The 25,389-nt window shown below is 60.8% G+C and carries 29 protein-coding genes; 10 read left to right on the top strand and 19 right to left on the bottom strand.

Annotated features, from left to right (window positions below):
* Positions 1 to 14 precede the first annotated feature (14 nt).
* The 3 genes from J7447_RS20435 (at position 15) to J7447_RS20445 (ending at position 4,418) form a co-directional block, all read left to right on the top strand.
* Complete coding sequence (locus J7447_RS20435) at positions 15 to 572, top strand: ActR/PrrA/RegA family redox response regulator transcription factor (RefSeq protein ID WP_031269958.1); 558 nt, start codon at positions 15 to 17, stop codon at positions 570 to 572.
* Between the two features lie 100 nt (positions 573 to 672).
* Positions 673 to 2,553 carry a hypothetical protein gene (locus J7447_RS20440; protein WP_023002412.1) on the top strand — a complete coding sequence of 627 codons (1,881 nt, stop codon included), beginning with the start codon at positions 673 to 675 and terminating at the stop codon, positions 2,551 to 2,553.
* Between the two features lie 176 nt (positions 2,554 to 2,729).
* Positions 2,730 to 4,418, top strand: a complete 1,689-nt coding sequence (locus tag J7447_RS20445) for a cache domain-containing protein (protein WP_209170739.1) — start codon at positions 2,730 to 2,732, stop codon at positions 4,416 to 4,418.
* Between the two features lie 78 nt (positions 4,419 to 4,496).
* Here the strand turns inward: J7447_RS20445 and J7447_RS20450 are convergent, their stop codons facing one another.
* Entirely contained in the window at positions 4,497 to 5,075 is a 579-nt protein-coding gene (locus J7447_RS20450; RefSeq protein ID WP_286189400.1) for a TetR/AcrR family transcriptional regulator, read from the bottom strand.
* A gap of 169 nt (positions 5,076 to 5,244) precedes the next feature.
* Here J7447_RS20450 and J7447_RS20455 point away from each other — a divergent pair, with 169 nt between their 5' ends.
* Positions 5,245 to 5,643 carry a RidA family protein gene (locus J7447_RS20455; RefSeq protein ID WP_031269960.1) on the top strand — a complete coding sequence of 133 codons (399 nt, stop codon included), beginning with the start codon at positions 5,245 to 5,247 and terminating at the stop codon, positions 5,641 to 5,643.
* A 179-nt stretch (positions 5,644 to 5,822) separates the two neighbouring features.
* Complete coding sequence (locus J7447_RS20460; protein ID WP_209170741.1) at positions 5,823 to 6,647, top strand: alpha/beta hydrolase; 825 nt, start codon at positions 5,823 to 5,825, stop codon at positions 6,645 to 6,647.
* Positions 6,648 to 6,668: 21 nt separating this feature from the next.
* Here J7447_RS20460 and coaA read toward each other — a convergent pair whose 3' ends face one another.
* The 8 genes from coaA to hisB form a co-directional block, all read right to left on the bottom strand.
* A complete protein-coding gene (coaA, locus tag J7447_RS20465) occupies positions 6,669 to 7,634 on the bottom strand; it encodes a type I pantothenate kinase (protein WP_023002417.1) in 966 nt (321 codons plus the stop codon).
* A 63-nt stretch (positions 7,635 to 7,697) separates the two neighbouring features.
* Complete coding sequence (locus tag J7447_RS20470) at positions 7,698 to 8,021, bottom strand: phosphoribosyl-ATP diphosphatase (RefSeq protein ID WP_023002418.1); 324 nt, start codon at positions 8,019 to 8,021, stop codon at positions 7,698 to 7,700.
* Between the two features lie 24 nt (positions 8,022 to 8,045).
* Positions 8,046 to 8,825 carry an imidazole glycerol phosphate synthase subunit HisF gene (gene hisF, locus J7447_RS20475; protein ID WP_023002419.1) on the bottom strand — a complete coding sequence of 260 codons (780 nt, stop codon included), beginning with the start codon at positions 8,823 to 8,825 and terminating at the stop codon, positions 8,046 to 8,048.
* Positions 8,822 to 9,565, bottom strand: coding sequence for a 1-(5-phosphoribosyl)-5-[(5-phosphoribosylamino)methylideneamino]imidazole-4-carboxamide isomerase (gene hisA, locus J7447_RS20480; RefSeq protein ID WP_023002420.1), 744 nt, complete (start codon positions 9,563 to 9,565; stop codon positions 8,822 to 8,824). The genes hisF and hisA overlap by 4 nt, the downstream gene beginning before the upstream one ends.
* Before the next feature lie 6 nt (positions 9,566 to 9,571).
* A complete protein-coding gene (locus J7447_RS20485) occupies positions 9,572 to 9,859 on the bottom strand; it encodes a DUF1330 domain-containing protein (protein ID WP_023002421.1) in 288 nt (95 codons plus the stop codon).
* Positions 9,860 to 9,883: 24 nt separating this feature from the next.
* A complete protein-coding gene (gene hisH, locus J7447_RS20490) occupies positions 9,884 to 10,537 on the bottom strand; it encodes an imidazole glycerol phosphate synthase subunit HisH (protein ID WP_209170742.1) in 654 nt (217 codons plus the stop codon).
* Positions 10,534 to 11,037, bottom strand: a complete 504-nt coding sequence (locus J7447_RS20495; protein ID WP_209170743.1) for a DUF2628 domain-containing protein — start codon at positions 11,035 to 11,037, stop codon at positions 10,534 to 10,536. Before J7447_RS20495 ends, hisH begins: the two co-directional genes overlap by 4 nt.
* A gap of 15 nt (positions 11,038 to 11,052) precedes the next feature.
* Positions 11,053 to 11,646, bottom strand: coding sequence for an imidazoleglycerol-phosphate dehydratase HisB (gene hisB, locus J7447_RS20500; protein WP_023002424.1), 594 nt, complete (start codon positions 11,644 to 11,646; stop codon positions 11,053 to 11,055).
* A gap of 178 nt (positions 11,647 to 11,824) precedes the next feature.
* On the opposite strand from hisB, the gene J7447_RS20505 reads away from it, so the two are divergent.
* Together J7447_RS20505 and pyrF are read left to right on the top strand one after the other, a co-directional pair.
* Positions 11,825 to 12,673, top strand: a complete 849-nt coding sequence (locus J7447_RS20505; RefSeq protein WP_075283227.1) for an SDR family NAD(P)-dependent oxidoreductase — start codon at positions 11,825 to 11,827, stop codon at positions 12,671 to 12,673.
* A gap of 75 nt (positions 12,674 to 12,748) precedes the next feature.
* Positions 12,749 to 13,540, top strand: coding sequence for an orotidine-5'-phosphate decarboxylase (gene pyrF, locus J7447_RS20510; protein WP_062485957.1), 792 nt, complete (start codon positions 12,749 to 12,751; stop codon positions 13,538 to 13,540).
* Here pyrF and J7447_RS20515 read toward each other — a convergent pair.
* From J7447_RS20515 to rocF, 3 genes are all read right to left on the bottom strand, one after another.
* A complete protein-coding gene (locus J7447_RS20515) occupies positions 13,484 to 14,035 on the bottom strand; it encodes a hypothetical protein (protein WP_139314178.1) in 552 nt (183 codons plus the stop codon). The two genes, pyrF and J7447_RS20515, sit on opposite strands and share 57 nt — an antisense overlap.
* Positions 14,036 to 14,313: 278 nt before the next feature.
* The gene (locus J7447_RS20520) at positions 14,314 to 15,399 is read right to left on the bottom strand and encodes an ornithine cyclodeaminase (protein ID WP_062485961.1); all 1,086 of its coding nucleotides are present in this window, start codon (positions 15,397 to 15,399) and stop codon (positions 14,314 to 14,316) included.
* An 11-nt stretch (positions 15,400 to 15,410) separates the two neighbouring features.
* Entirely contained in the window at positions 15,411 to 16,352 is a 942-nt protein-coding gene (rocF, locus tag J7447_RS20525) for an arginase (protein WP_209170744.1), read from the bottom strand.
* A 130-nt stretch (positions 16,353 to 16,482) separates the two neighbouring features.
* Between rocF and J7447_RS20530 the strand changes: the two genes are divergently transcribed.
* Complete coding sequence (locus J7447_RS20530; protein ID WP_023002430.1) at positions 16,483 to 16,944, top strand: Lrp/AsnC family transcriptional regulator; 462 nt, start codon at positions 16,483 to 16,485, stop codon at positions 16,942 to 16,944.
* Positions 16,945 to 17,105: 161 nt separating this feature from the next.
* Entirely contained in the window at positions 17,106 to 18,023 is a 918-nt protein-coding gene (locus tag J7447_RS20535; RefSeq protein ID WP_075283231.1) for a bifunctional helix-turn-helix domain-containing protein/methylated-DNA--[protein]-cysteine S-methyltransferase, read from the top strand.
* 198 nt (positions 18,024 to 18,221) lie between these two features.
* On the opposite strand, the gene J7447_RS20540 is transcribed toward J7447_RS20535, so the two are convergent.
* From J7447_RS20540 to J7447_RS20560, 5 genes are all read right to left on the bottom strand, one after another.
* Entirely contained in the window at positions 18,222 to 19,484 is a 1,263-nt protein-coding gene (locus J7447_RS20540) for a hypothetical protein (RefSeq protein ID WP_023002432.1), read from the bottom strand.
* A gap of 33 nt (positions 19,485 to 19,517) precedes the next feature.
* Positions 19,518 to 20,834 (bottom strand): folylpolyglutamate synthase/dihydrofolate synthase family protein, encoded by a 1,317-nt coding sequence (locus J7447_RS20545; RefSeq protein WP_031269969.1) that lies wholly within the window; start codon positions 20,832 to 20,834, stop codon positions 19,518 to 19,520.
* A 137-nt stretch (positions 20,835 to 20,971) separates the two neighbouring features.
* On the bottom strand, positions 20,972 to 21,928 hold the full coding sequence (accD, locus tag J7447_RS20550) for an acetyl-CoA carboxylase, carboxyltransferase subunit beta (protein ID WP_168687277.1): 957 nt from the start codon (positions 21,926 to 21,928) through the stop codon (positions 20,972 to 20,974).
* A 92-nt stretch (positions 21,929 to 22,020) separates the two neighbouring features.
* Entirely contained in the window at positions 22,021 to 22,854 is an 834-nt protein-coding gene (gene trpA, locus J7447_RS20555) for a tryptophan synthase subunit alpha (protein ID WP_023002436.1), read from the bottom strand.
* Between the two features lie 136 nt (positions 22,855 to 22,990).
* The gene (locus J7447_RS20560) at positions 22,991 to 23,173 is read right to left on the bottom strand and encodes a hypothetical protein (protein WP_023002437.1); all 183 of its coding nucleotides are present in this window, start codon (positions 23,171 to 23,173) and stop codon (positions 22,991 to 22,993) included.
* Positions 23,174 to 23,392: 219 nt separating this feature from the next.
* Between J7447_RS20560 and J7447_RS20565 the strand changes: the two genes are divergently transcribed.
* Positions 23,393 to 23,644 carry a hypothetical protein gene (locus tag J7447_RS20565; RefSeq protein WP_209170745.1) on the top strand — a complete coding sequence of 84 codons (252 nt, stop codon included), beginning with the start codon at positions 23,393 to 23,395 and terminating at the stop codon, positions 23,642 to 23,644.
* A gap of 12 nt (positions 23,645 to 23,656) precedes the next feature.
* Here the strand turns inward: J7447_RS20565 and J7447_RS20570 are convergent, their stop codons facing one another.
* Both J7447_RS20570 and trpB read right to left on the bottom strand, forming a co-directional pair.
* Positions 23,657 to 23,827, bottom strand: coding sequence for a DUF1127 domain-containing protein (locus J7447_RS20570; protein ID WP_023002439.1), 171 nt, complete (start codon positions 23,825 to 23,827; stop codon positions 23,657 to 23,659).
* Positions 23,828 to 24,155: 328 nt separating this feature from the next.
* The gene (gene trpB, locus J7447_RS20575; protein WP_139314179.1) at positions 24,156 to 25,361 is read right to left on the bottom strand and encodes a tryptophan synthase subunit beta; all 1,206 of its coding nucleotides are present in this window, start codon (positions 25,359 to 25,361) and stop codon (positions 24,156 to 24,158) included.
* Positions 25,362 to 25,389: the final 28 nt, after the last annotated feature.

A 25,389-nucleotide genomic window follows, 5' to 3' on the forward strand; every position in this document is an offset into this window, starting at 1 on the left:
ACCGGTAGAGCCAAATGACGGACCAGACACCTGCCCTGAACAGTTCGGAGGACATGACCCTCCTGATCGTTGACGACGACAAGCCGTTTCAGCAGCGCCTCGCACGCGCCATGGAAAAACGCGGCTTTACGACGGAAACAGCCGACAGTGTTCAGGACGCAGCCGGCAAGATTGCCCAGAACGCCCCGGCCTTCGCCATTGTCGACATGCGGCTTGAAGACGGCAACGGTCTTGATGTCATCGAACAGCTTCGCCAGCGCCGTCCGGATGCCCGCGCCATCGTGCTGACCGGATACGGCAACATTGCCACTGCGGTCACGGCGGTCAAACTGGGGGCCATCGACTATCTCGCAAAGCCCGCCGATCCGGACGATATCGTTGCCGCCCTTGCGCGCAAGCCCGAAGACAAGGCGCAGCCGCCGGAAAATCCGATGTCGGCCGACCGAGTCCGCTGGGAGCATATCCAGCGGGTGTACGAGCTTTGCGACCGCAACGTTTCGGAGACCGCACGCCGGCTGAACATGCACCGCCGAACCCTGCAAAGGATCCTGGCAAAGCGCGCGCCGCGCTGAGAAAGCCGGGGCTTCCCGCCATTGCGGGCTTGCCCTTAGACTGCCACTTTGCCTAAGTATTCCCAAACGGTGATAACCTGCGCTCCCACGGAGATCGCTTATGCGGCTTGATGCTGCCCATGCTCTTGTTACCCCCGCGCTGAAATCCGGCCTGCTGGCCGCGTGCAGCGTGGTTCTTATGATGTCGGCTTTGCCTGCACAGGCTCAATCGGTTCCCGAAACCGTGCGCATCAACGTGGAACCGCCGCAACCCGGCATCCGGTCCATCACCGTGAACAAGAAATACCGGCCGATCATCAGCCGCGACGACAAGGGCGTGGTCATCGACACGATGGGCAGCGACAACAAGTTGCCGCCCTGTGACGTCAAGCTTGAGGTCACTCTGGAAAACAGCCGCGTCCTGCATCGGGATGCCAGCTTCTGCTCCGGCGGCACGCTTGTGGTCGACGTCTCGAACGACGGCAAGCCGGGCGCGGTCGCCCGCATCGTCGGCACAACTTCCGGAACGGCCGCCGGCCCGGTTTCCAATGCTCCGGCGGCAACACAGTCTTCCCAGCAGGATCGACCTGCCGAAGGACAGCAGACCGCTTCCAACTCCAACGGATCATCGACCCCATCCGTTGAGGAAATCAAACCGCCTGCCGAAGAGGGCGGGCTGAAGCCGCTCGACCAGGTCGATACCCCGATTTCCGCACCCGGCACCGAAACGGCCTCCCTGCCTGATGACATCGATACGGTAACCGGTGACGGTTATCCGGGTGCCGCCAATTCCGAACCGGTTCTGGTAAGCCCGAACGAGGCGCGCGAGTGGCTGGCCGAACCGGGTACGCAGCCCGGAACACCATCGCTGCTTCAGCACGCCGTAGCGCAAACCGACGACCGGGATTTCCGGGCCGATTGCACCACCCAGTCCGGGTTTGCCAAGATCACGTTCCAGCAGGCTCCCGCCGGGCTTCTGGAAGGCATGCCGCAGGCCGTGCGCATTTCCGCAGGCGAATTCGACAGCGTCTACAATGCTTTCGGTTCTTCCAGCGCCAATGAAGCCGGCACGTCGCTGCCCGAAGTCAACATTGAAATGACCGACCCGCTGTGGGAGGCCATGATCAAGCAGTCTGCCCTGTCGATCGCGGTCGAAGGCCTGCCTGCACACGAAGTTTCCCTGAAAGGCAGCGCCAACCCGGTGCGCCTGTTCGTTGCCACCTGCGCCCAGCCTCAGCAGATCGTTTCGGACGATGCCTACGGCAGCGGTGCGGAAGAAGCGAACTCGGATCTTTCCTGCTCCGAGGCCGGCCGGGTGCGGTCGGTCGAAGCCGTCCGGCCTGGTCAGATCGTGTTCCGCAACGCCAGCCGTCAGCCCATCGAGGTGAGCTGGGTGGATTACCGCGGTGGCGAGCGGCCCTACGCGCGCCTTGAGCCGGGGCAGATCCTGGAACAGCAGACCTATGTCTCCCACGCCTGGACCGTGCGCGGCTCCAGTGGCGAATGCCGGGGTATTTACGTCACCAAGACCCCGTACCGGGAAGTCGTGATCAACGGACCGGCGAACTTCGGCGCCCCCGGTAACAACGGCTTTGGTAACAACGGGTTCGGCAACAACGGCTTCGACAATAATGGCGGCACCTGGGGTGCCCCCAACGGTGGCGGTTTCGACGGTCAGCCCGGCAACGATTTCCCGTCCGGCCCTGTCCCCCCGGGATCCATCGAAGGCTCAAACCAGCCGAATTTCCAGCAACAGCAGACGGCTCGCGCCAATGTGGCCGACTACCTTTGCACCGCCGGCATAGATCTGAATGTCGTGTTCTCGCCGGACATGCAGTCCGCGACCGTTGCCGAAATGGGCTATGGCGCAGTCACCCTGCAGAGACAGGGCAGCGCCAACACGTTCTATTACGAATCCCAGGGGCATGTGCTGAAGGGCCAGGTTCAGAATGCCACCTGGTCCCGTCCCGGATTGCGGGATGTGTTCTGCGCCCGCAGATAAATTTCAGACACACCTGTAAAAAACGACAGGTTTAATACTTGGTAGAAATCCGGACTGTCTGACAGTTTTCGGAGCCTTAATCGTTTTAACGGCATAAATCTGCAGTCTTCTTAAGCATTTGGTCAATTATTGAGAGGAAATCTTGTCGGACAGAGTTCGATAGGAATCACTTAACCATGTCCTTCGCCCGTTGGCCCATTACCTGGAAGATCAGCCTCCCGATCGCAACCATCCTGCTGTTTACAGCCGCGATCTGCGTGGTGAGCCTCAACAGCCTCTATTCGGCGATGTTCGCCGAACGTCTCAAGAAGATCGAGGAAATTTCCGATAGCGCGGTTTCAATCGCCGCCTATTACCACGGCCTGGAAAAAAGCGGGCAGATGAGCCGCGAGGAAGCGCAGACCGCAGCCCGCGCCGCCATCGGTGCCATCCGGTTCGAAGGCGACAACTATGTCTTCGCCTATGACTACCAGGGCATGAACCTGATCCACCCGAACGCCAAGCTGGTCGGCACCAACATGATTGGTTTTTCCGACCAGACGGGTGTCAAGATCGTTGCCGAACTGATCAAGGATGCCAAGGCCGGCGGCGGATCGCTGCTTTACTACTGGCCGCGCGCGAACGGCGAGGTTCCGGTTGAAAAATACGGCTGGGGATCCGGCTTCGAGCCGTGGGGCTGGATGGTCGGCACGGGGGTTTATGTTGACGACCTCGACGAAGCCTACTGGAGTGCTGCCACCGCGATCATCGCCCTGGCCCTGGTCGGCGCCCTGATCGCCATCGGTATCGCTGTTGTTGCTGTTCGCAACACGGTCCGCCCGCTGCGGGCTCTGACCGGCAACATGAGCCTCCTGGCAGAAGGCAACACCAGCATCACGATCGACGGTACCGACCGCGGCGACGAGATCGGCCAGATGGCAAGCGCCATGGAAGTTTTCGTCCGCAACGAAGCTGCCCGGCGCGAGCTTGAAGAGCAGCAGAATTCCAGCCAGGAAGACGCTGCCCGCAAGGGAGCCGAAATCCAGCAGCTCAGCGGCGACTTCGATCGTCAGATCATGGAAATGCTAAACATCATCGACAGCTCCGTGCAGAACCTGCAGGCTGCTTCCGCCGACATGACCGGCGTCGCGGCACAGACCACGGAACAGAGTGGTCGCGTTTCCAACGCCTCCTCCCAGGCAGCCCACAACGTTGAAACCGTTGCGGCGGCGGCGGAAGAACTGTCGGCCTCGGTCAACGAAATCCGCCGGCAGGTGCAGTCTTCCAGCGAGATTGCGGCCCGCGCTGCCGGAGAAGCCCAGGCAACCAACCAGCGCATGCATGGCCTTTCCGAAAGCGCCAGCCGCATCGGCGAGGTCGTGAACCTTATCCAGGCGATCGCCGAGCAGACCAACCTCCTGGCGCTTAACGCGACCATCGAGGCGGCACGCGCAGGCGAAGCCGGCAGGGGATTTGCGGTCGTTGCGGCGGAAGTCAAGGAGCTGGCCACCCAGACTTCCAAGGCGACCGAGGAAATCTCCAGCCAGATCACGGCGATCCAGGATGAGACCGGTCATGCGGCCAGTGCCATCTCCTCGGTTACCGAGATCATCAACAACATGAACGAAATCGCCTCGTCCATTGCCTCTTCCGTGGAAGAGCAAGGCGTCGCGACGCAGGAGATCGCCAGCAACGCGACCGAAGCCTCGCGCAGCACGGTTGAAGTGACCACGAACATCGAGACCGTTGCAGCGGCTGCCGAAAACACCCGCGACACCGCGGAAAAGGTCGACAGCTCGGCCCAGCAGCTGAAGGAAAATGCTTCGATGCTGCGCAATCAGGTCGGCACCTTCCTGCAGGAAGTCCGCAAGCGCTCCGTGGCCTAAGGTCCGGACACCAGACGCAAAAAGCCCGCAGTCCCTCAAAGGCTGCGGGCTTTTTCGTGTCTGCTTCCAAGTGGTATGTCAGCCCGGCGGGGTCGTCAGAAGGCCTTCTCCAAGAACCTTGAAAGCGTCGATCACCTTCTTCAGGTCCGCTTGCGGGTCATCGCTTGCCGCAATCCAGAGCGCTGCATTGAAGGCAGCGCCGTTCAGAAGCCGCGCAGCGGCTTCCGCGTCGACGGGTTTTACCAGGCCTTCGGCGATCAGACGTTCAAGCGCACTGGTCGTTGTCTGCAGGCAAACATTCTGGCTCGGCCACTGTGACGGATCGCCAAGGACCGATGGTCCGTCCAGCAGCACGATACGCTGCACTTCCGGCTTCAGAGCCATCTCGATATAGGCGATGCCTTCTGCCATGAGCGACTCCCATTCGCTCCCGCCAAGCCGGCTGGCGGCTTCCTTGGCTTCGGCTGCAATTTCGCCATCGAGCTGATTGACCACCGCCTGCAGCAGGCCCTTCTTGTCTCCGAAATTGTGATAAAGCGCGCCGCGCGTCAGGCCGACAGAAGCGGTCAGGTCATCCATGGACGCAGCCGCGTAGCCCTGTTCGGCAAAGGCTTTTCGCCCTGCCGCTATCAGCTTTGCCCGCGTTTCCTCCATCATTTCGGCTCGTTTTCCAGGCGCCATCCTTACCTCGCAAATTCGCATACGTCGCGTATGCCAATTGACATACGGCGCGTATGTGAGTTATTCTCATACGCAGCGTATCTCAATAAGCGCTCCCCGTTAAGCCCGGTTTCACACCGAAGCGCCAACCCTGAAAGGACAGAACATGACCAAGAGCCAACCCGTTTTTCCGGAAGGTCGTCACGCCCTATATGACACGCATAAATACTCGGCCGCTCTTCGCTCCGGCGACCTTCTTTTTGTATCCGGTCAGGTCGGCAGCCGCGCAGATGGCACGCCTGAACCAAACTACGAAGATCAAGTGCGCCTGGCCTTTGAAAACCTGCAAGCCGTGCTCAAAGCGGCCGGCTGCGGACTGGACGATATCGTCGACGTCACGACCTTCCACACGGACCCGGAAAACCAGTTCGAGAGCCTGATGAAGGTGAAGGACGAGGTTTTCGAAGAAGCGCCTTATCCGAACTGGACGGCTGTCGGCGTCAACTGGCTGGCCGGTTTCGATTTTGAAATCAAGGTCATCGCGCGAATTCCCGGCGACGCCTGACACCTTTTCGGCAGACCTGCCTTCCGGTTTCATCGAGCCTGAAGGCAGGCCAGACCGAAACCAACCGTTCAACCGTTGCAAGCAGCGACGTGGCACACCACGTGCGGAAGGCGCTGGGAGACGGACACTGACCTTCTCCAGCGCATGTCTGCCGATGCATGTTCAATGGAGACCAGGTTATGAACGACGCCACGAATTGGCACCTTTCCGAAGAAATCCGGACATCTGCCGGTGTCGTCATGGCGGGCCGGGCGGGTGAAGGGCCGTCGCTGGTGCTCGCACACGGCTGGCCGTGGTCGTCCTGGTCCTGGCATCGGCTCATTCCGGTACTCTCCAGGAAGTTCCGCGTCCACTGGTACGACATGCCTGGATACGGCCAGTCGGCAAAGTCACCTGATCAACGCACGTCCCTCGACATTCAGGGCAAGGTCTTTGCCGAAATGCTCGATCATTGGCAACTCGAACGGCCATCGGTCGTGGCCCATGACTTTGGCGGGGCAACAACGTTGCGGGCGCATCTTCTGCACGGCTGCGATTTCGACAAATACGTCTTGATGAACGTCGTTGCCCTCAGCCCCTGGGGGTCGGAGTTCTTCGATCATGTCGGCCGCCATGTGGAAGCCTTTGTCGGGCTCCCGCCGCATATCCACCGCGCGGTTGTCGATGCCTATATCGGCGGCGCCCTTGTCAACGAAATCGGGGCCGAGGCCCGCACGGCACTGGCAAAGCCCTGGCTGACCGAAGAAGGCCGCGGCAGCTTCTATCGCCAGTTCGCCCAGGCAGACGAAGCCTATACCAACGAGATCGAACCGCTTTACGGCGACATCCGGTGCCCGGTGAAGATCCTTTGGGGAGAGGACGATCCGTGGATCCCGATCGACCGGGGCCGGGCTCTGCACGCCGCCATTCCGCAGTCGACATTCGAAGCGCTGCCGAACGCCGGCCACCTGCCGCAACTCGAGGTGCCGGATCTTGTTCTGGCCAAGCTGGGTGCCTTCCTCTGAGGGACAGGCGTCAGCTGCAGCTCAGATCTTGCGCAGGGCGACCTTGGCAATCTTGTGACTGGAATCCTTGGTCAGGATCAGGTCGGCGCGAGGCCGCGTCGGCAGGATGTTTTCGCGCAGGTTGACCAGGTTGATGTCGTTCCAGATGCGATTGGCGGTCGTGACGGCTTCCTGATCCGTGATCCGCGAATACTTATGGAAATAGGATCCCGGATCGCGGAAGGCTGTCTCGCGCAGGCGCATGAAGCGGTCGACATACCAGTTCAGCAGCAGGGTTTCATCGGCGTCGATATAGACCGAGAAGTCGAAGAAATCCGAAACGAACGGCACCGCCCGCCCGTCCTTGGGCAATTCGCGCGTCTGCAGCACGTTGAGGCCTTCGACAATCAGAATATCGGGCCGGTCGACCGTCACCGTGTGGCCGGGCATGACATCGTAGTAGAAGTGCGAATAGACCGGTGCCCGGACGAACCGCTTGCCTGCCTTGATGTCGGACAGGAATTTCAACAGACGTGGCCTGTCGAAACTTTCCGGAAAGCCCTTCTTGGACATCAGCCCTTCGGCTTCCAGCACCGCGTTTGGATACAGGAACCCGTCGGTTGTGATCAGGTCGACCTTGGGGCTGGCCGGCCAGCGGGCAAGTAGCTCACGCAGCACGCGCGAGGTGGTCGACTTGCCGACAGACACCGACCCGGCAACACCGATGATGAACGGCGTCTTGCCGTCGCGGGTGCCGAGGAAGTTCTGCGTTGCCTGAAAGATGCTGATGGTTGCTTCGGCATAGAAGGCAAGCAGACGGGAGAGCGGCAGGTAGATTGTCTCGACCTGCTCGATCGAAACCGGCGCATTGAGGCCCTGCAACTGGGCCACCTCATGCGCATCCAGCGTCATGGGCGTGTCCGCACGCAGTCTTGCCCACTCGCGCTCGGTGAACACCTGGTAGGGGGACAGATCCATGTCCAGGGCCGTGGCGACTTTCTGATCCATTACTTCGCAGTTCCTGCTGCGCGGCTGAACGCCGGATCCGGTACAGAGCCTGCAGGCCCTGGATTATTCCTGAGGCCGGGACGCCTTTTCTTCCAGTCCGGTCTGTCCCGTACGGCTCGCAAGCTCCTTCATAACATCCCCGAGGGGGACATTGGAGACATTGAGAACCACCAACAAGTGATAAAGCACATCGGCGGCCTCGGCCGTCAATTCCTGCCGGTCCTTCTGAACGGCGGCAATCGCCGCCTCAACCGCTTCTTCCCCCAGCTTCTGGGCGCATTTGGCAACGCCCTTGTTGACGAGCTTGCGCGTATAGGACTTGTCGTCCGCGCTATTCGCACGTGCAGCAATAATGGCGTCCAGATCTTCCAAAGTGAAGTCGGTCATTCGGCTAGTTCCCTTGAGGCCGTTTCAGGCGTCGAGGCGCATTGGTACGCCGGCGTCGTTCATGTAGTGCTTGGCTTCCTGAATGGTGTATTCGCCAAAGTGGAAGATCGAGGCGGCCAGCACCGCAGTGGCATGGCCATCACGGATGCCTTCCACCATATGATCCAGGTTGCCGACACCGCCCGAGGCGATCACCGGCACCGGCACCGCATCGGCAATCGCCCGGGTGAGGGCGATATTGTAGCCGGACTTGGTGCCATCCCGGTCCATGGACGTGACCAGCAGTTCACCGGCGCCCAGTTCGACAACCTTCCTGGCGAACTCAACAGCATCGATGCCGGTGGCATTGCGGCCGCCATGGGTGAAGATCTCGAATTTTTCCGGTTCGCCCGGAGCGTTGACCTGCTTGGCATCGATGGAAACGACAATGCATTGCGCGCCGAATTTTTCCGCCGCTTCGCGCACGAAATCCGGATTGGTAACGGCCGCCGTGTTGATCGACACCTTGTCGGCTCCGGCAATCAGCAGCTTGCGGATGTCTTCCACCGTGCGCACGCCGCCACCGACGGTAACCGGCATGAAACAGGCCTCGGCCGTGCGCCGGACAACGTCGTAGATCGTGTCCCGGCCCTCGTGACTGGCGGTGATGTCGAGAAAGCAGAGCTCGTCCGCCCCGGCCGCGTCATAGGCCTTGGCGGCTTCCACCGGATCACCGGCATCGACCAGATCCACGAAGTTGACGCCCTTGACGACACGGCCGTCCTTGACGTCGAGACAGGGAATGACACGGGCTTTCAAGGTCATGATGCTTTGCTCCGCGCGGCCAGGATCAATTCCATGGCTTCTTTCGGATCGAGACGGCCGTCGTAGAGTGCACGGCCCGAGATTGCCCCTTCCAGGATAGCGCAGTCCGGCTCCAGCAGGCGGTGAATGTCGTCGATCGACGCAAGGCCGCCCGAGGCGATGACCGGAATGGAGACGGCGCGGGCAAGGTCCAGCGTCGAGGGAATATTGAGGCCTTTCAGAACGCCGTCGCGATCGATATCGGTGTAGATGATCGCCGCAACGCCTGCATCCTCGAACTGCCTGGCAAGATCGACGGCGGTAAGTTCGGACGTTTCCGCCCAGCCCTCGACGGCGACATAACCGCCCTTGGCATCTATGCCGACGGCGACCTTGCCGGGGAACTTGCGGCAGGCTTCCTTCACCAGGTCCGGATCGCGCACGGCAACAGTGCCCAGGATGACGCGGCTGATGCCTTTGTCCAGCCAGGTTTCGATATGTTCCAGCGTCCTGATCCCGCCACCCAGCTGCACCGGGTTCTTCGTTGCCCCCAGAATGGCATCGACAGCCGCGCCGTTGACGCTCTCGCCGGCAAAGGCGCCGTTGAGATCGACCACATGGAGCCATTCGAAGCCCTGATCCTCGAACGCCCGGGCTTGCGCGCCCGGGTTGTCGTTGAACACGGTTGCCTGGTCCATGTCGCCCAGTTTCAGGCGAACGCACTGGCCATCCTTCAGATCGATGGCGGGAAAGAGGATCATGTCGCTTTAAATTCCTTCAACGATGACGATTTCGCCATCGGCTACTTTCTGGCGGATTTTCACCGCTTCCTGATATTCCGGCGAATTATAGCAATCAACCGCGTGCTGGAAGCTCGGAAATTCGATGATGACGTTGCGCGCCCGGCCCGGGCCTTCGATGGCATCGGTCTTGCCGCCGCGGGCAAGGAAATTGGCGCCGAACCGCTCGAAAGCGGGCTTTGCCGTTTCCACGTATGCCGGATATCCGTCGGCGTCATGCACGTCGACACGGGCGATCCAGTAACCTTTGCTCATGTTGGCCTCCCAGGCGCTTTTAGATTAAGGGGTCCAGTCCAGGAAATTGGCGATCAGCTCCAGACCGAGCCGCTGGCTTTTTTCCGGGTGGAACTGGGTGCCGATCATGTTGTCCTTCGCCACCATGGCAGTGAAGGTGCCGGCATAGTCGAATGTTGCCAGGCGGTCTTCCGCCCTGGCGCAGGCAAAGTGGAACGAGTGCACGAAATAGGCGTGCAGGCCATCCGGTCCCGTTTCCAGCCCCTTGAAAACCGGGTGGCTTTCCGGGCGTACATCAATGGTGTTCCAGCCCATGTGGGGGATTTTCAGCGTCTTGTCTGCCGGTTCCATGGCTGTAACGTCGCCTTCGACCCAGCCAAGGCCTTCCACGGTCTCGAACTCCAGGCCGCGGCTTGCCATCAGCTGCATGCCGACGCAGATACCGAAGAACGGCTTGCCGTCCTTGCGAACGACCTGTTCCAGCGCCTCGGGCATGCCTTCGACAGCCCACAGGCCGCGCTTGCAGTCGGCAAAGGCGCCGACACCCGGCAGCACGACACGGTCGGCCTTCAGTACCCTTTCGGGGTCGGACGTCACGATAACGTCGGGCGTGTGGGCGTGGGCGCGGGCCGCGCGCTCAAACGCCTTTTCGGCCGAGCGCAGGTTGCCCGAGCCGTAGTCGATAATCGCAATTGTCATTGACGGGTCTCCGGACCGAGGGTCAGGCCCACCACCTGCTCGCTACCGATCCTCGGGATGATCGGTTGGGAGGCGGGGCGCTGTTGCCGGTCGATTTGAGGTCTGGGCGGCGACACTCGGTCAGCCGCCTTGTGGAGAAATCGGAGTTCGGCTTCGCTCTTGTTGTGCGCGTCGACGATGCCGACAACGCGCCAGCCCTTGCGTTCAAGCGACCAGCGGCGCAGCGCCTGGGCCTCGAGGCCGAAAAGGATGGAGGTGAAGAGGGCAACGACGGCCATGGCTTCCTGACTGACGGACAGCGCCAGCAACTCGATCATCAGCGTCGCGGCGAGATAGCCAAGCAGCACCAGCCACATGCGGTTGACCAGCAGCCAGATGACGGCAAACAGGAACGCAAGTGTCGAGAAGCCGTCCGGAACGAAGGCGAGCTTGTCGGTCTGGCGAGGATCGCCAGCCACGTCTTCGAATTCTGGCGGAGCCATCACAACATATGTGCTCATGCGCCGTTTCCTGCCCTAGCTGCCGAGCTGGCCCTTGGTGGTCGGAATGCGGTCTGCCTGCCGCGGATCGATCTCCACCGCCTTGCGCAAGGAGCGCGCAACCGCCTTGAAGCAGGTTTCGGCGATGTGATGGCAATTGGAGCCATAAAGGTTGGCAATATGAAGGGTAATCCCGGAATTCATCGCAAATGCCCGGAAAAACTCCTCGAACAGCTCCGTGTCGAATTCACCGATCTTGTCCCGGTCGAAAGTGACGTCCCAGACCAGGAAGGGACGGCCGGACACATCCAGCGCGCAGCGGGTCAGCGCTTCATCCATGGCAAGATGGGTATCGGCATAACGGGTGATGCCCGCCATGTCGCCCAGCGCTTCGGAAATTGCCTGGCCCAGCGCAATGCCGGTATCCTCGACCGTGTGGTGAAAGTCGATATGAGTGTCGCCATCGGCACGGGCCTTGATGTCGATCAGCGAATGTCGCGACAATTGCTCCAGCATATGGTCGAAGAACCCGACGCCGGTCTGGACGTCGTATGCGCCCGTGCCGTCCAGGTTGATCTCGACCGCGATGCGGGTTTCCTTGGTGTCGCGCGATACACTCGCTGTGCGCATGTGCTGATGCCCCGTGGGTAATGGGAAAGAAGAACCGCGGTGTTGTAGCAGCCTGAACCGTCTAAGAAAATAGCGGTTTCATAGTGAAAGGGTTCTGTGGCCGGACTATCTTGCAGACAGGCAAATCGGCATTCGTCTGTCGCCGCGTTCCTGAAATCCATTTTGGGGGAAATCCATCATGTACAAAAAAGCCATTTCAGAAGGCGGGATTGCCGTCGTTACCGGTGCTGCCAGCGGCGTCGGACTGGCCGCTGCCACCCGCTTCGCCCAGGCAGGACTGGGCGTCATTCTTGCCGATCTGCCCGGTCCGGCCCTTGAAGAGGCAACGGAAAAGGTGCGTGCCGCCGGTACGGTCGGTGTCGATATTTTCGCGGTTCCGACCGATGTCGGTGACATGGCGCAGGTGGAAGCCCTGGCCGAGAAGGCTTTTCAGACCGGGCCCGTCGCGGTCCTGATGAACAACGCCGGTATCAGCCTGCCGACCTCTGCCTGGGAAGACTTCGACAACTGGGTTCGCCTGATGGACATCAATTTCTACGGCGTCCTGCGCGGTGTCCATGCCTTCACGCCGCGCCTGATCGAGGCTGCCCGCCCGGCGGTCATCGTCAACACCGGATCGAAGCAGGGCATCACGACACCTCCGGGAAACCCCGGCTACAACACCACCAAGGCAGCCGTGAAAGTGCTCAGTGAACAGCTTGCCCATGAACTGCGGCAGGCCGGTGCGCCCATTTCGGTGCATCTGTTCGTGCCTGGGTTCACCTACACGGGCATGACCGCAAGCCACTTTCCGGAGAAGCCGGACGCGGCCTGGACCAGCGAGCAGACCGTCGATCATTTCATCGAGCGGATGTCAGCGGGCGATTTCTACATCCTGTGCCCGGACAATGACGTCGACAGCACCAGGGACAATCGCCGGGCAGAATGGGCCATCGGCGATATCATTGAAAACCGGCCGCCGCTGTCGCGCTGGCATGACGACTACAAGGATGCCTTTGCGGAATTCGAGCGCACAGGCAAGGCGTAGTTCTGGGTAGTTCTGGCGCTGGGCGATCCTTGGTGCTATGCACTGGCACCTGCCCCAAAATCCGAGGATCTGCCCATGCCGACCAGCCCTTTCTCCCCGAAAACCGCTCTGGATCGCCTGATGTTGCCTGTCGACGTGCCGACGGTTGCCGAGGCCGAGAAGCTGGTAAAGCAGACTGAAGGCAAGGTCGGTGTCTACAAGATCGGCATGGAACTCCAGTTTGCCGGCGGGTTGGAATTCGCCCGTGACCTGGCGCGTGACGGCAAGAAGATCTTTCTGGACGTCAAGCTGCACGATATCGACAACACCATCGAAAAGGCCGTACGCAATGTCGCCAAGATGGGCATGACCTTCATGACCCTGCATGGCTACCCGAAAACCATGCGCGCTGCCGTGAAAGGCCTGCGGGAAGAGGGCAATCCCGATCTGTGCCTGCTTGGGGTGACGGTGCTGACCTCCATGGACGAGCAGGACCTGGTCGATGCAGGGTATCGCGGCCCGATTGCCGATGTGGTGGAAGCGCGGGCGAAGGACGCCCGTGTGGCTGGCATGGGCGGCATCGTCTGCGCCGCCACCGAAGCCACAAAAATGCGCGCCATCCTTGGAGACGAGCTTGTGATCGTCACCCCCGGCATCCGCCCTGCCGGCAGCGACGCCGGAGACCAGCGCCGGGTGATGACCCCGGCGGACGCGATTCAGGCTGGTAGCGACTACCTGGTGGTCGGCCGCCCGATCAGCCGGGCCGAAGATCCGGGTGCGGCGGCCGATGCCGTGGTTGCCGAAATAGAAGAGGCGCTGAACCTGCCGCCGCTAGTCGATAACACCGGTAACCGGAAAGCCGCATCCTTCGGCAACTTTTCGATATGACGCGGTAAATCCGCTCAGGGAAGCGGTATAGATGAGGCCGCTCGGTCCGACGATATCGATCTGCCCGTTCCGTTGCATCGCCTGCAGGACGCGCTGAGCGTCCTCGATCGGGAAATAGGTCTGGGCGACGGCGAAACCGTCTTCATCGAAATAGGCTTGGACCGTTGCCTGCGCGCTGTCGCCGTCATCAAAGACGAAATTGACCTTCTGGTCATTCTGAAGAACCGTCGCATGGCCGCGGACGGCACGTTCCGTCAGCTGGACACCGGGGAAGAAGTCCGGCGGCAATGCATCGCTGTTGGACGTCGCAAAGCCTACGGTGGGCAGGCCGTCGCCGCCGGTCCACATGGTGCAGTTGATACGAAAGTCTTCGCCCGTATCAAACGACTGAATCTCTACATTCCAGTCCTTGTAAGAAAAATACTGTTCCTTGGCCTGAACAGCGGAAGCGGCAAGCAGGCCGAGTCCGAGGCCGGTCAAAATTCTGAATGTCATCAAAAAGTCCCCGAAAAGGTAGGATGACGCCAACTCAACACCGAAAACCTTAAAATAAGTGACTGATGTCAGGCGTTTTTTGGCATTACCCTTGTCGGGTCCCACTTCCTCCCCTGAACCACGCGGACCGGGTTCCGCCATGCTTTCCCGGGATGACACAAGTACTTTCCGGAACCGTTTCTTTCCCTGGAGAGCAGGGGTAGAGGCCGGTTGACCAAGGCCAGAAAAAACCACCGCCGAAGCGGTGGTCCAGTTTGCTACAATCACGTGATCTCAGGTCACGCTGCCTGGTTGTCTCCATTGGCCGCAGACCGGAGAACCATGCCGTATAGGTCACGCGGGTCGTCCGGATCAGCCAGCAGGTCGAGCTTCTCGAAGTGACCGGTTCTGGGCAGAAGATCGCGGACGTAGCGCAGGGCGGCAAAGTCCTCGATGGCAAAGCCGACGCTGTCGAACAGCGTAATCTGGTCCTGCGAAGTGCGGCCTTCGGCCTTGCCGGCGTAGACCTGCCAGAGTTCGGTAACCGGATGATCGCGGTCGAGCTGCTGGAATTCACCCTCGATATGAGTCTGGTCCGGGAACTCGACAAAGATATCGGACCGCAGCAGGATATCGCGATGCAGCTCGGTCTTGCCCGGGCAGTCGCCGCCGACCGCGTTGATGTGAACGCCGGTGCCGACCATGTTGTCGGTCAGGATCGTCGCCGATTTCTTGTCCGCGGTTACGGTGGTGATGATCTGCGCGCCTTCGATCGCATCTTCCGGCGTCTTGCAGATAGTCACGTTCAGTCCGGAATTGGCGAGGTTGCGGGCAAGGCGCAAGCTTGCAGCGCTGTCGATGTCGTAGGCGCGGATGTCGGTGATCCCGAGCATGTCCTTGAACGCCAGGCACTGGAAGTCGGACTGCGCGCCATTGCCGATGATTGCCATCGTGGTGGACCCCTTGGGAGCCAGGTATTTGGCGGCAAGTGCCGAGTTGGCTGCCGTGCGCAAGGCCGTCAGGATGGTCATCTCCGTGAACAGCACCGGATAGCCGGTCGTCAGGTTCGACAGAACACCGAAGCCGGTAACGGTCTGCAGACCATCACGGGTGTTGCCGGGATGACCGTTGACATACTTGAAGCCGAAGGTCTTGCCGTCACTGGTCGGCATCAGCTCGATGACACCCTGAGGCGCATGCGCCGGAATACGCGGTTTCTTGTCGAAGCTTTCCCATCGCAGGAAATCCTGCTCGATATATTCGGCGATGCCACGCATGAAGGTTTCGACGCCAATCGCGCGGACATTGCGCATCATGTTGTCGACGCTGACGAAGGGCACATAGGCCAGATCCGACGGCAGGAGATTGATGGGGCTGTTTGACATTGTTCGGTCCTCTAGAAGCTTCTTGTCGGCCGGTCGAAGACCCGGCGGCCAAACAGGCTGCCGGTCAGTTCGACCATCAGACGCGCGGTTTTTCCGCGTTCGTCCAGGAAGGGATTGAGCTCGACCAGGTCGAGAGAGGTGACGAGACCACTGTCATGCAGCATCTCCATCACCAGATGGGCTTCGCGGAAGGTCGCGCCGCCCGGAACGGTGGTGCCGACGGCCGGGGCGATTGACGGGTCCAGAAAATCGACATCCAGGCTGACATGCAGAAGGCCGTTTTCCGCCCTTACACGCTCCAGAAACGGCTTCAGAAGAGTGCCGATGCCTTCCTCGTCGATCCGGCGCATGTCGCTGACACCGACGCCGTGGCTGACCAGCAGGTTGCGCTCGGCATCATCGATCGAGCGAACGCCGAGGATCTCGACATTCTGCGGTTTCAAGGTGTGTTCCAGCGGACTGCCGAGCAGATCGTCAAACCCGGGCAGGCCGCACAGAAACGCGAGCGGCGTGCCGTGAAGGTTGCCGCTGGCGGTGCTGTCCAGCGTGTGAAAATCCGAATGCGCATCGAGCCAAAGCACGAACAGCGGGCGCCCGAGTGCGGCTGCCGCCCTTGCCTGACCCGAAACGGTGCCCGCCGCCATGGCGTGATCGCCGCCAAGATAAATCGGAAAACCCGGTCCTTCGCCAAGTTCCGCCGCCTTCTGGTGGAGCGCCCGGGTCCAGGCAACATAGGCGCGGTAATTCCGCAGTATCCTGTTGGGAGGGGTGAGGCTGCCAACCTCCGCCGGGCTCAGATTTCCTTGGTCGACGACCGAATGGCCGAGTTCCTGCAGCGTCTCCTGCAGGCCGGCGGTTCGATAGGCGTCCGGTCCCATGAGGCAGCCGCGCTGACCGGCGCCTTCATCCACCGGAGCTCCAACCAGCACAATCTGTTTCTCAACGACGTTCACGTCCTGCTCCGCCCCAAAATTCAACTGTCAAAAGTGTGCTGAAACGCCGCGGCGGAGTAAATCCGGACACTTGATCAAAAGAGCAGCCAGATTTATCATTTTGATAAGCTCAATTTATCGGAATGGAAAAATGGACGATCTGGATCTTCGATTGATCTCGCTTCTGCGCCATGACGGGCGAAGGTCAGTGTCCGAATTGGCAGGTGATCTGAAGGTCTCACGCGCCACCGTGCGCTCTCGCATGGAGAAGCTGGTCGACACGGGAGAAATCCTGGGATTTACCGCCGTCCTGCGCGACGACTGGCGCGATCTGCCGATCCGCGCGGTGACGCTTGTGGTCGTAGACGGCCACAATACCGAACCGGTGATCCGCTCGCTCAGCGCCATGACGGAGGTTCGCGCGATCCATTCCACAAATGGCAAGTGGGATCTGGTACTGGACGTCGCCACACGCGATCTTGCTGCCTTTGACGATGCACTCAATCGCATTCGCCTGATCGAGGGTATTACCGGCACAGAGACGAGCCTGCTTCTGACCACCCGCAAGGGACCGGCGGTTTCGGCCAGCGAGTTCAAGGATGTTCTGGGGTAGGAACGCCAGTCCCGGTTTCTGTGCCGTCATTCCGGCCGCGTGAAGCGGAAACTGGTACCAAAGCGCCAAGGATCATGAAACGGATCGCAAATCGGGTCGATCCCCTGTTGTTCGCCGACTAAGATCGGAGCAGACTTCAAGTTCAGCATGAAGAAACCGCCATGACCAAAGCGCTCGACCTTACCAGCCTGACGTCCGAACCAACCCCGATCTCCATCGGCGAGGAGGCTGCGCAGCACTACGACGTCGTTCGCCGCACCTTGAAGCGGATCACCGAAGACTGGCGCGAGCAGCCCACGCTGGACCAGCTGGCCAGGGAAGCCGGTCTTCAACCCATCCAGCTGCAACGTGTGTTTTCGCGCTGGGCCGGACTGACGCCGAAGCAGTTCCTGCAGGCAATCACGCTGGATCACGCCAAGGCGCTGCTGCGCGAGTCCGCCAGTGTTCTCGACGCAACCTACGAAGTGGGCCTGTCCGGATCCGGCCGGCTGCACGACCTTTTCGTCACCCATGAAGCCATGACGCCTGGTGATTACCGCAATCGTGGCGCGGGTCTTTCAATTGCCTACGGCTTTCATCCTTCCCCTTTCGGCCAGGTTCTGGTGATGGCCACCGACAAGGGTTTGGCCGGTCTGGGATTTGCCGATCCGGGCGAGGAAACCTCCGCCCTGGAAGACATGTGCGAGCGCTGGCCCGCAGCCGTTTTCGTCCAGGATCAGGATGCGACGGCGCAATTTGCCCGGCGCGTCTTCGATCCGAAAAAGTGGCAAGAGGACCAGCCGCTCAACATCGTTATGATTGGTACCGATTTTGAAATCAGGGTCTGGCAAACCCTACTGAAGATCCCGATGGGCAAGGCCACCACCTATTCCGACATTGCCGCCTGCCTCGGCAACCCGAAGGCATCCCGCGCTGTCGGCACCGCAGTCGGCCGCAACCCGCTCTCCTTCGTCGTCCCCTGCCACAGGGTGCTCGCAAAAGGCGGCAAACTCGGCGGCTACCACTGGGGCCTCACCCGCAAACGCGCCATCCTCGGCTGGGAAAGCGGCTTGTCCGGGCCGGTTCTGGAGTGTGTTTGAGGGGGCAAAATGAACCCACCGTCCGTCATTCCGGACAAGCGCAGCGTCGATGCGCGCAGATCCGGAATCCAGACATCAGCATGAGCGAAGCGAAACCCGCTTGAAAGAAGAAGCGGCCGCGCCTTCGGCGCGAAAAGCATCTGGATTCCGGATCTGCGTTCGGCTCGCCTTACTTGTCCGGAATGACAGCCGGATGCCCTAAAACACCGGCCCCTTCGGCATCGGATAGTTGCCGGTAATTTCCCAGCCGAATGCGGCGATGCGTTCGGCGGCCATGGGTGTGACGTCGCCGGTGATCAGGAAGTCGACGCCCGTTGGCGGGAAGGGCAAGGTGCCGAGGCCTTCGTGCATGGCGGAGAAGGTCTGCGCCACGGTCTGGGTCCAGGCCACATGATCAAAAGGCATGACGATGGCGGCGATGCCGTCACGGCGCAGGGCGACAGGGATGCCGGACACCAGCTTGATATCTCCCAGCGGCGAAACCGTGCTGTTGTAGGTTTCCATGAGAACGACACGACGAAGCTGGAAATAGGCAAGATCCCGGCTGTCGGCATCAGCCGCCTTTTCGGCAATCAGGTAAAGGTCCTTCACACCGGGCATCGCCTGCATCTGATAGGCGATCGCGGCCTTTTCCGAAGCCGTGTAGAACGGATTGCCCATGAGCTTGGCGTTCGTCACCTCCGGCACGCCCACGGCGCGCAGAACGCTGGAGGTGCGTTCCTGCAGTTCGGTCGGCGTGCTGTCGACGATGAGATTGCGGAAATTGTCTGCCTGCCGCGCGGCATTGACGATGATACCTCCGGGCAGGAGGCTGGTAATTGCGCTCACCGTCCAGTTGCCTGCCGTGGTCACGCTGGCGGTTTCGTCGAGTTTTTCCGATAGCGGCCGGTAAAACGTATAGGGGTCGACACCCACATCGACCGCAAGTTCGCGCCGGGCCTTGGCCTGGCCGGTGATCGACTTGGCAAGTTCCGCCGGAGATCCGCCCTTGCCGCTGACAGCGGCCTCGACGCCCTTGGTGAGGCGGCCGAACATGCGGCCGACACCGGAAACGGTGTTCTTTGCGGTTCCCACTGGATCGGTCACCGTGCTTTCGACGAACTCGACCGGCTTCATGGCCGCCTGCTTGAGGCCGTCAACGAAGCTTGCGTCGTTTTTCAGACTGTCGAGGGCAATCAGCACCTGGATTTCGTGCAGGCGCAGCTTGAGCATGCCGTCGCCTTCGATCTGCTCGACGCCGAGATCGGTCTGAACCTGATAAATCCGCAGGAAACCGTCGCCGCGCACCGGCGAGAGAACCGCATAGCCGGGGCCGAGTTCCTTGCCGTCGAGAAGTGTGGCCGGATCCTGCTCCGGTGGCGTCTCATATTGTTCGGTGAGCGCGTTTGCAGGCACGCTCAAGAGCAGAGCGCCCAGGAAAGCGCCTGCAAGCTTTGGGCGACAGGTTTCAAAACCGAACATTCAGGGCCTCCTCGGGCAGAGGCCGGTGACGCCTCAGACCGGCGCCAGACCGCTGCGCGCCAGAACTTCACCAGCCAGATAGAGCGACCCGCAAATCAGGATCCGGGGTGGCTCGCCATCTTTTGCCGCACAAGCTGCCACATCTGCCAGCGCTGCGTCCAGTGATTGAAACGGTGTCGCTTCAAGTCCCGCACAGCGGGCAAGATCGGCCAGGTCTTCCGGCTCCCTTGCGGTGGGTGTCGTGGTGATCGGCACGGTGCCGACGTGGCGTGCCAGTCCGTGGAACGGACGGAAGAATCCGACGGGATCCTTTGTCGTCAGCATGCCGGACACGAGGTAAAGCGGCCGGGGTGAGCGCTCTTCCTGTTCGCCCATGAACTGGGCGATCGAAATGCCCGCGCCGGGATTGTGGCCACCATCGACCCAGACTTCCGACCCTTCCGGGCACAGGTCATGCAACGGTCCGCTGGTGATCGGCTGCAGCCGTCCGGGCCAGTTGACCGTTTTCAGGCCGTGGGCAATCGTATCGCCATCCGGCAACATGCCCGCCGCCTTCAACGCCGCAATGGCGACAGCCGCATTGGAGAACTGGTGACGGCCACCAAGCACGGGCACAGGCAGGTCGATCAATTCGTCCTCGTCCTGAAAAGCCATGCGGCCCTGGTCTTCCTGGGCTGCGAAATCCTGCCCGAACACTTCGATCGGCGCCTTGTTGCGCGCTGCCTGACGCGCAATCGTTGCCATGGCGCTGTCTTCCTGCGCAGCGCAGATGACCGGCACGCCCGGCTTGATGATACCGGCCTTTTCGGCAGCGATCACCGACAGGTCGTCACCCAGAAACTTCTCGTGGTCCATCGAAACCTGGGTGATCACCGTGGCAAGCGGCCGGTCGATCACGTTGGTCGCGTCAAGACGGCCTCCGAGACCGACTTCAAGCAGCAGCACATCTGCGGGATTTTCCGCGAACAGGAGCAAGGCAGCAGCGGTGGTGATCTCGAAAAAGGTGATTTCCTCACCGCCATTGGCTTCTTCGCAGCGGTGCAGGGCCTCATAGAGGACCGGATCGGAGACGAATTTGCCATCCGAGCCGAGCCGAATGCGCTCGTTGAAGGAAACCAGGTGCGGCGAGGTGTAGACGTGGCAGCGTTTTCCGGAAGCTTCCAGGATCGCCCGCATGGTGGCGGTAACCGAGCCCTTGCCGTTGGTACCGGCGACGTGAATCACCGGCGGCAGGCGCTGTTCGGGATGCCCGAGCGCTTCCAGCAGGCGGTACATGCGACCGAGCGAGAGATCTATCTCCTTCGGATGCAGCGCCAGCAAACGGTCCAGAATTTTCGTGATTTGATCCAAGGCGCCCTCCGCAGGGTCCCTTTTTCCCGGTTGCGTTTGACTAACGCCTTTACGGGAAGGCCGCCCGCGAGACAAGCGGACAGCCCGGAAATGTCGTGTCAGGCCGCTTTCGCGACGTATTCGTGTAACGAAGCCACCTAGCTGGCCGCTTCCGCGCCCTTGGCAGGCTCTGCAGCCGTTTCGGCAGGCTTGGCTTCGGCTTCCGGTGCCGGCTCCTTCGGCGCTTCAAGCTTCGGCAGTTCGACTTCCCGCTTCATCAGGATACCGCAGATGCGTGCCAGTGTTTCCTTCATCTTCTGGCGCGGCACCACCATGTCGATCATGCCGTGGTCGAGAAGATATTCGGCAGTCTGGAAATCGTCCGGCAACTTTTCGCGCACGGTCTGTTCGATCACGCGGCGGCCTGCAAAGCCGATCTGGGCGCCCGGTTCGGCAATGTGCACGTCGCCAAGCATGGCGTAGGAGGCCGAGACGCCGCCCGTGGTCGGGTTGGTCAAGACGACGATATAGGGCAGTCCCGCTTCGCGCAGCATCTGCACACCGACCGTGGTGCGCGGCATCTGCATCAGCGACAGAATGCCTTCCTGCATGCGTGCACCGCCGGAAGCGGCAAACATGACGAAAGGCGTCTTGTCATCGACCGCTTTCAGCATGCCGGCAAGGATCGCTTCACCCGCGGCCATGCCGAGCGAGCCGGCGATGAAATCGAAGTTCTGCACGGCAATGGTCAGCGGCATGCCGTTGACCTGGCCCTGGGCCACGATCACAGCTTCGTCTTCGCCGGATTTGGTGCGGGCTTCCTTCAGGCGGTCGGTGTAGCGCTTGCTGTCGCGGAACTTGTGCGGATCGGCATGCACTTCCGGGGTATCGACCTCGGTGTATTTGCCGCCGTCAAACAAAGCCTCAACGCGTTTGCGCGCCGGGATGCGCATGTGATGACCGGAATTCGGGATCACCCAGAGATTGGCTTCCAGATCCCGGTGAAACACCATTTCACCGGTTTCCGGACACTTGATCCAAAGGTTTTCCGGAACTTCGCGCTTTTTCCAAAGATCACGGATCTTGGGGCGTACGATAGAATTGATCCAGTTCACGTCAAACGCGTCCCGCTACTCGAGTTACCATTGGACGGAGATATGGGGTCCGTCCGAAATCCTTCAATTCAGACCAGCCGATGGCTGACCAGTCAGGCTGTTCTTGACCGGGCGCATCCGGAGGCCAGGTCGGACACCAGGTCGACGACGGTCTGAACGGTTTTGTCAGTCGCCTTGCCGGCCTCATCGAGGCTGTCACGGATGGCATTGACCAGAACCGACCCGACCACGACACCGTCGGCATCCTTGCCGATTTCCGCTGCCTGGTCTGCGGTCTTCACGCCAAAACCGACGGCAACCGGCAGGTCCGTATGGCCCTTGATCCGCTTGACCGCGGTGGTCACCCGACCGGTATCGGCGATATTGGCGCCGGTGATGCCGGTCACGGAGACGTAATAAACGAAACCGGAGGTGTTGGCCAGAACGGCAGGCAGACGCTTGTCGTCAGTGGTAGGTGTTGCTAGGCGAATGAAATTGAGACCTGCTTCCAGGGCCGGAATGCAGAGTTCGTCATCTGCTTCTGCCGGAATATCGACAATGATGAAGCCGTCTACACCAGCGTCCTTGGCTACTTGCACGAAAACCTTCGGGTCCCGCACGTAGATCGGATTGTAATACCCCATCAGGATGATCGGCGTATCCTGGTCCTGCTTGCGGAATTCACGAACCATGTCCAGGGTCTTGTCCATGGTGTGCCCCGCAGCCAGCGCACGCTGGTTGCCAAGCTGAATCGGGATGCCTTCGGCCATCGGGTCGGAAAACGGCATGCCGAGTTCGATAACGTCGGCACCTGCTGCCGGAAGGGCGTTCAGGAGGGCTTGCGAGGTCTGCAGATCCGGATCGCCTGCGGTTATAAAGGTGACCAAGGCCGGCCGGCCGGCATCCGCACAGGCTTTAAAACGGCGGTCGATACGCGTATCCGTCATTCACTGCTACCCTTTTTCGCGCCATCCGGGACCCTCCGGGGCGTTTCCGTTTCAGCGATGTACGGGGGCAGTGCGTGCAATGTCAATTGTCTCATGCAGATTCGGAGCGTTGAAACAGGCTCCGAACCCAGACCGGTCAGCGGCTTGGATAGTCGATCAGGCCGATAGCGCGCAGGGCGGCATCCGCCCGGTAGACATGTTCGCTGCCCATGGGCTTCGCCCGGCCGGAGCGCGTGAACGGGTTTCCGGCACCGCGAAACACGGTGGCGAGGGGCGCTGCCGATGGCGCGCTGATATGGAGGGCCTGCAAGGTGCTCATCTCAAAAACCAAAAAAGATTGATGCCGCGATCCGGAATCGCAACCGGGCCGCACCTTATGGCTTTTTTGCAGTGCAGCAAGCTGTGGAAGCGCAGGTCAGACCCGCGAAAAATGCATGGCTGATAGGCGAAATGTGCACAAATTGCGCCTAGAAAAATGCACTGCGTGCACCTATTGTAAAACGAACCACTGAGCCACCAAACAAATAAGGAGCTGAAAATGGCCCATTCCCTGTTCGAACCCGCTCCTCAGCCTTTCACAGAAAAGCTGTGGCGCCGGATGAGGGATTTTCACCTGGGTTTTGCCCAGCGCAAGGGTGTTGCCGACGTTTCTTCCGAGCAATCAGACCCGGCGCTGGCACAACAGGCGACCGGTCTGGACGCCCGGGGCCGCCAGCAGTTGCTGGAAGCCATGTTGACGGCAAAACCCATAGCCGTGCCACCGCGCGCTGCTTACAAACGCAGTGCCTGACTGGCTGCAGCCTTAGCGCCGTTTGAAATGACGGGCGAAGGCGCGGCTGGTGATTTCGCTGCGTTCCAGGCCGAGATCGGCAAGCTGGGCGTCGTTCAGGTGGTTCATGCGTGCGATTTCGCCGGCAACCTTGCGGGAAGCGCGAAAGTCGCGGACGAAGCCGGTCAGAAGATCGAAAGCCATTTCGGGGTTTCCTCAAGCGGCCGGCAATAGCGCCGACCCTGTTTCATTCGCGGCTGATTTAGTCTTTCCCGGCGGATTCACAACGCACAAGTTTGCATTGCAGCATTTCCAAACTGGCGGGGCTGGTTAACCGGCGTTAGGGGCCGGTGGCAAACCCCGTTATCATTCCGGTTAAAGCGGAACGTCGGCCCTATCCAAAACCCGCATTGATGACCAGCAGGCGCGAGGTCTTTCCCTTGGCGGAGGGGATGACACTCCGGAGCGGCCAAAAGAAAAACCGCGCACCTTTCGATACGCGGTTTTCCAGGGTTCCGTTCGAAGCGGCCTGTCAGAGATCGAAGCCCAGCATCTGGCCGACGGCAAAGACGTCCTTGTCGCCCCGGCCGCACAGGTTCATGACGATGATCTGGTCCTTGTCCATTTGCGGGGCCAGTTTCACGACATGAGCCAGCGCATGGGCCGGCTCCAGCGCCGGGATGATGCCTTCAACGCGCGTCAGCATCTGGAAAGCTTCCAAGGCCTCGTCGTCCATGACCGGTACATAGTCCACACGGCCGATTTCCTTCAGCCAGGAATGCTCCGGCCCAATGCCCGGATAATCGAGACCGGCGGAAATCGAGTGACCTTCCAGGATCTGGCCGTCGTCGTCCTGCAGCAGATAGGTGCGGTTGCCGTGCAGAACGCCCGGCTTGCCTGCGGTCAGGGAAGCGCAGTGTTCTTCCCCCTGAAGGCCACGGCCACCAGCTTCGACGCCGTAAATCTTCACGTCCTTGTCGTCCAGGAACGGATGGAACAGGCCAATGGCATTGGATCCACCACCGACGGCGGCAACCAGCGCATCCGGCAACCGGCCTTCGGCTTCCATCATCTGTTCGCGCAGCTCCTTGCCGATCACCGACTGGAAGTCGCGCACCATTTCCGGATAGGGATGCGGGCCCGCAGCGGTACCGATCAGGTAGTAGGTGTCCTCGACATTGGTCACCCAGTCGCGCAGCGCCTCGTTCATGGCGTCCTTCAGGGTGCCCGCACCGGCGGTCACCGGCACGATTTCCGCGCCCAGAAGTTTCATGCGGAAGACGTTCGGCTTCTGCCGTTCCACGTCGGTCTTGCCCATGTAGACAACGCAGGGCAGGCCGAAGCGGGCACAGACTGTCGCTGTCGCGACACCGTGCTGACCGGCGCCGGTTTCCGCGATGATGCGGGTCTTGCCCATGCGCTTGGCGAGCAGGATCTGACCGACGCAGTTGTTGATCTTGTGCGACCCGGTGTGGTTCAGCTCATCACGCTTGAAATAGACCTTGGCACCGCCGAGTTCTTTCGTCAGACGCTCAGCAAAATAAAGCGGCGACGGACGGCCGGTGTAGTGCTTGTTCAGCGTCTCGATCTCGGCCTTGAAAGCCGGATCGTTCTTGGCGTCCTTGTAGTGCTGTTCCAGGTCCAGGATCAGCGGCATCAGCGTTTCGGCAACATAGCGGCCGCCAAAAATACCGAAATGCCCGCGGTCGTCCGGACCGGTCCGGATGCTGTTAGCCATATCGTTCACGCGTTTACTCCTTCACCCG

This window comes from Labrenzia sp. R5_0 (assembly GCF_017743835.1).
Classification (GTDB): Bacteria; Pseudomonadota; Alphaproteobacteria; order Rhizobiales; family Stappiaceae; genus Roseibium; species Roseibium algicola.

What these genes read in the sequence shown, in the direction of transcription:
- J7447_RS20435 (WP_031269958.1), top strand. Translation starts at nt 15, where the DNA reads ATGACGGACCAGACACCTGCCCTGAACAGTTCGGAGGACATGACCCTC.
- J7447_RS20440 (WP_023002412.1), top strand. Translation starts at nt 673, where the DNA reads ATGCGGCTTGATGCTGCCCATGCTCTTGTTACCCCCGCGCTGAAATCC.
- J7447_RS20445 (WP_209170739.1), top strand. Translation starts at nt 2,730, where the DNA reads ATGTCCTTCGCCCGTTGGCCCATTACCTGGAAGATCAGCCTCCCGATC.
- J7447_RS20450 (WP_286189400.1), bottom strand. Translation starts at nt 5,075, where the DNA reads ATGATGGAGGAAACGCGGGCAAAGCTGATAGCGGCAGGGCGAAAAGCC.
- J7447_RS20455 (WP_031269960.1), top strand. Translation starts at nt 5,245, where the DNA reads ATGACCAAGAGCCAACCCGTTTTTCCGGAAGGTCGTCACGCCCTATAT.
- J7447_RS20460 (WP_209170741.1), top strand. Translation starts at nt 5,823, where the DNA reads ATGAACGACGCCACGAATTGGCACCTTTCCGAAGAAATCCGGACATCT.
- coaA (WP_023002417.1), bottom strand. Translation starts at nt 7,634, where the DNA reads ATGGATCAGAAAGTCGCCACGGCCCTGGACATGGATCTGTCCCCCTAC.
- J7447_RS20470 (WP_023002418.1), bottom strand. Translation starts at nt 8,021, where the DNA reads ATGACCGACTTCACTTTGGAAGATCTGGACGCCATTATTGCTGCACGT.
- hisF (WP_023002419.1), bottom strand. Translation starts at nt 8,825, where the DNA reads ATGACCTTGAAAGCCCGTGTCATTCCCTGTCTCGACGTCAAGGACGGC.
- hisA (WP_023002420.1), bottom strand. Translation starts at nt 9,565, where the DNA reads ATGATCCTCTTTCCCGCCATCGATCTGAAGGATGGCCAGTGCGTTCGC.
- J7447_RS20485 (WP_023002421.1), bottom strand. Translation starts at nt 9,859, where the DNA reads ATGAGCAAAGGTTACTGGATCGCCCGTGTCGACGTGCATGACGCCGAC.
- hisH (WP_209170742.1), bottom strand. Translation starts at nt 10,537, where the DNA reads ATGACAATTGCGATTATCGACTACGGCTCGGGCAACCTGCGCTCGGCC.
- J7447_RS20495 (WP_209170743.1), bottom strand. Translation starts at nt 11,037, where the DNA reads ATGAGCACATATGTTGTGATGGCTCCGCCAGAATTCGAAGACGTGGCT.
- hisB (WP_023002424.1), bottom strand. Translation starts at nt 11,646, where the DNA reads ATGCGCACAGCGAGTGTATCGCGCGACACCAAGGAAACCCGCATCGCG.
- J7447_RS20505 (WP_075283227.1), top strand. Translation starts at nt 11,825, where the DNA reads ATGTACAAAAAAGCCATTTCAGAAGGCGGGATTGCCGTCGTTACCGGT.
- pyrF (WP_062485957.1), top strand. Translation starts at nt 12,749, where the DNA reads ATGCCGACCAGCCCTTTCTCCCCGAAAACCGCTCTGGATCGCCTGATG.
- J7447_RS20515 (WP_139314178.1), bottom strand. Translation starts at nt 14,035, where the DNA reads ATGACATTCAGAATTTTGACCGGCCTCGGACTCGGCCTGCTTGCCGCT.
- J7447_RS20520 (WP_062485961.1), bottom strand. Translation starts at nt 15,399, where the DNA reads ATGTCAAACAGCCCCATCAATCTCCTGCCGTCGGATCTGGCCTATGTG.
- J7447_RS20530 (WP_023002430.1), top strand. Translation starts at nt 16,483, where the DNA reads ATGGACGATCTGGATCTTCGATTGATCTCGCTTCTGCGCCATGACGGG.
- J7447_RS20535 (WP_075283231.1), top strand. Translation starts at nt 17,106, where the DNA reads ATGACCAAAGCGCTCGACCTTACCAGCCTGACGTCCGAACCAACCCCG.
- J7447_RS20540 (WP_023002432.1), bottom strand. Translation starts at nt 19,484, where the DNA reads ATGTTCGGTTTTGAAACCTGTCGCCCAAAGCTTGCAGGCGCTTTCCTG.
- trpA (WP_023002436.1), bottom strand. Translation starts at nt 22,854, where the DNA reads ATGACGGATACGCGTATCGACCGCCGTTTTAAAGCCTGTGCGGATGCC.
- J7447_RS20560 (WP_023002437.1), bottom strand. Translation starts at nt 23,173, where the DNA reads ATGAGCACCTTGCAGGCCCTCCATATCAGCGCGCCATCGGCAGCGCCC.
- J7447_RS20565 (WP_209170745.1), top strand. Translation starts at nt 23,393, where the DNA reads ATGGCCCATTCCCTGTTCGAACCCGCTCCTCAGCCTTTCACAGAAAAG.
- J7447_RS20570 (WP_023002439.1), bottom strand. Translation starts at nt 23,827, where the DNA reads ATGGCTTTCGATCTTCTGACCGGCTTCGTCCGCGACTTTCGCGCTTCC.
- trpB (WP_139314179.1), bottom strand. Translation starts at nt 25,361, where the DNA reads ATGGCTAACAGCATCCGGACCGGTCCGGACGACCGCGGGCATTTCGGT.